The 2,555-nt window shown below is 62.6% G+C and carries 4 protein-coding genes; all 4 read right to left on the bottom strand.

Annotated elements, in window-relative coordinates:
* Window positions 1–136: 136 nt before the first annotated feature.
* A complete protein-coding gene (locus Q0S16_RS12710; RefSeq protein WP_295848730.1) occupies window positions 137–859 on the bottom strand; it encodes a hypothetical protein in 723 nt (240 codons plus the stop codon).
* Window positions 860–942: 83 nt separating this feature from the next.
* Complete coding sequence (locus Q0S16_RS12705) at window positions 943–1,176, bottom strand: hypothetical protein (RefSeq protein ID WP_295848729.1); 234 nt, start codon at window positions 1,174–1,176, stop codon at window positions 943–945.
* Between the two features lie 35 nt (window positions 1,177–1,211).
* Window positions 1,212–1,934, bottom strand: coding sequence for a cytochrome c biogenesis CcdA family protein (locus Q0S16_RS12700; protein WP_295848727.1), 723 nt, complete (start codon window positions 1,932–1,934; stop codon window positions 1,212–1,214).
* A gap of 1 nt (window position 1,935) precedes the next feature.
* Window positions 1,936–2,313: a thioredoxin family protein gene (locus Q0S16_RS12695; protein ID WP_295848726.1), complete on the bottom strand. Its 378-nt coding sequence runs from the start codon at window positions 2,311–2,313 to the stop codon at window positions 1,936–1,938.
* Window positions 2,314–2,555 lie beyond the last annotated feature (242 nt).

Here is a 2,555-nt window from a genome sequence, read left to right as displayed (position 1 = left end):
GCTATCGCCCGCTCGCGCAAATCCATCGACAGGGGTCGTGCCATCCCTGCTGGCCTCCAATTCCAGCATCAAGCTTGAATCAGAAACCGCCTGATTTGGGAATCCCCCAATCGATTCAGCCAAACATCATCCCGCTCTAGCCCGAGCCATCGGCCAGTTGATCGAGCCACTCGATCTGCGCGACAAGCGAGATCTCGATCGATGACGTGACTTCGAGCGCTCGATCCTCGAACACGTCGCGCAGGGGATAGCGTGCCTGCCAGTCGGCAATTGTCTGGTCGCGGCGCAGGATAAGCTGCTCGATCTGCGGCCGGAACAGGACCAGCATGGCCGTCAGCCACTGATTGAGCGGCCATGACGGATAGGCGAGGTCCATCTCGAAACGATCCAGCATGGCTATGACGTCGCTTGCAGCGTACCAGGCCTCGCCGGTGACCCAGCGGTTGGTGGTGAACAAGCGTTCCGGCAGGCCTTCGGGCGTCATCGCGATGGCGATCATGTGACACGACCCGCCAGCTACGGCTTCCAGGCTATCGCCCGTTAACCGCAGGGGACGCAGATTTTCGGGAATTCCGCTCCGCATCATGAAGGTGTGGAAATGCCCGAAGTCGCCAACGCGCGCTTCGTCGGGCGCATGCGCGTGAAAATAATACTGCGCGTGGGTTTCCGGGTCGTGCACATCATCGGGCGGGTAATGCTCCCACTGCGTGAATGCATCGCCGCGGAGTACTTCGCCGATCAGGTTCTGGCCGCTTTTCGAAAGCACACGCAGGCAGTCGACGACCTTGTTGCCGGCGTTGATCATCCGTTGCAATTGCGCCGCGGAAATTGGTTCGTTCTGGTCCGCAGGAATGTCCATCGAGGCTCGCTCACCTTATCATGCGCCGACAGGTGTTGCCCGCCGGCGCCGATCCTATCTAGCCGCGCCGTCGCGGCTGAGGTTTATTTCTTCATGGCGCCCTTGGCCGCGCACGGATTGGTGGCCTTGGCCGCGCAGGGGTTGGCGGCTTTTGCCGCGCAGGGGTTGGTCGACTTGGCCGCGCAGGGCTTATGGACGGACTTGGCGGCGCAGGGGTTGGCAGCCTGGGCGCGGGCCGGGACGGCGGTGGCTGCGACCATGCCGCTGACGGCGGCGATCGAGCCGAGAACTTGCAGCGATTTCTTGAGCGAGCTCATTGGATTTCCTCCGGAGTAGGTTGAGCGGCGTGGCGCTATAGCCGCGTCGTTACGTTCACCAGCCAGTCCGGCATGGCGCTCGTCAGATGGGTCTCGACGATCTTGTCGAGGCCGGTGATCACAAAAAGGCCGACCGCCAGCATCACGGCGCCGGCCACGGGCTTCATCATCCGCGATGCTTGGGCCATCGAATTACGACGTGCGATCATCGCCTGACGCGATCCGTAGGCGAGCGCCAATACCGGCGTCGCGGCGCCGATACCGAAGACCAACAATAGGGCGAGGGCGCTGAACATGGTGGCGCTCTGCGCCGCCAGCCCGATTGCCACGCCGAGCGTGGGGCCAGCGCAAGGCGACCACACCGCGCCAAGCAGCAGGCCGAGCAGGAACTGACCGCGAATGCCGGTGAAGGACAGCCGGGCGAGCAGGCCGTTACCACCCGACGTCAAAGGGGCCGCCACCGACGTCAGCGCCATCTGCAGCGCCGGCACCAGTAACACGATCCCTAACCCCATCATCAATACCGCCACGGCGCTGCGCAACACGCCGGAATCAATTCCCAAGTTGAGTCCGATCGAGGCGATGAACAGGCCTGTCGCGGCGAACGACCCAGCCAGTCCCGCCGCCAGCGCGATCGGACCAAACCGGTGCTGCTCGACCGCGCCGATGACTACGATCGGCAGCAGTGGCAACACGCAGGGCGACAGCGTCGACAGCGCCCCCGCGCCATAACTGAAGGCGAGGCTGACCAGCGGCAATTCACAGCGCCTTCTTGATCAGGTCGGTCACGGCGACAGGGTCGCTGACGCCGGTCGAACGCCCAACTTCGTTGCTGCCCTTGAAGACGATCAGCGTGCTCTGGTACTGCACGCCGAATTTTTTCAGCAAATCCTTCGATGTATCGAAATCGATTTCCAGAACGACGAGCTGCGGGTGGTCGTTTTCGAGACCCGCGATAACCGGGCGCTGCGCCTTGCAGGTCGGACACCACGGCGCCGTGACATCGATCACGATGCCGTGGTCGGCACGCTGCGCTTCCGCGAGCCGTTCCGGGGTGAAGGGCTGGGCCGCCTGCGCGGAGACCGTGAGGACAACAAGGCTCGCGGCCAGAAGCGTTGTGAAAATGATACGGGACATCGCGTGCTAGATCCTTGCTCTGGTCATGAGCGCACAGAGGCGCTCTCAGAGATGTACTTCTCACCGCCATCGAAAAAAGTTACAGAGCAGCCGATATTATTTAGCGCCTTCACCGGCTCCTGACTTCCGGACTCGTCGAACCATGATCTTCTCCGAACAAGGAGAGCAGGAATTGGCCGCGTGGATGCGTGCCGCGCAGGAGGGGGACCGGCTAGCCTATGACAGGCTGCTGCGGAAACTCG

The sequence above is a fragment of the Tardiphaga sp. genome, assembly GCF_025356345.1.
In the GTDB taxonomy this organism is placed as follows: domain Bacteria; phylum Pseudomonadota; class Alphaproteobacteria; order Rhizobiales; family Xanthobacteraceae; genus Tardiphaga.
Note: the sequence above shows the minus strand (reverse complement) of the source record. Positions and strands in the feature narration are given on the sequence as shown.

Excerpts from the sequence above, each read along its gene's own strand:
- Q0S16_RS12710 (WP_295848730.1), bottom strand. The coding sequence starts at position 859 with ATGGACATTCCTGCGGACCAGAACGAACCAATTTCCGCGGCGCAATTG.
- Q0S16_RS12705 (WP_295848729.1), bottom strand. The coding sequence starts at position 1,176 with ATGAGCTCGCTCAAGAAATCGCTGCAAGTTCTCGGCTCGATCGCCGCC.
- Q0S16_RS12695 (WP_295848726.1), bottom strand. The coding sequence starts at position 2,313 with ATGTCCCGTATCATTTTCACAACGCTTCTGGCCGCGAGCCTTGTTGTC.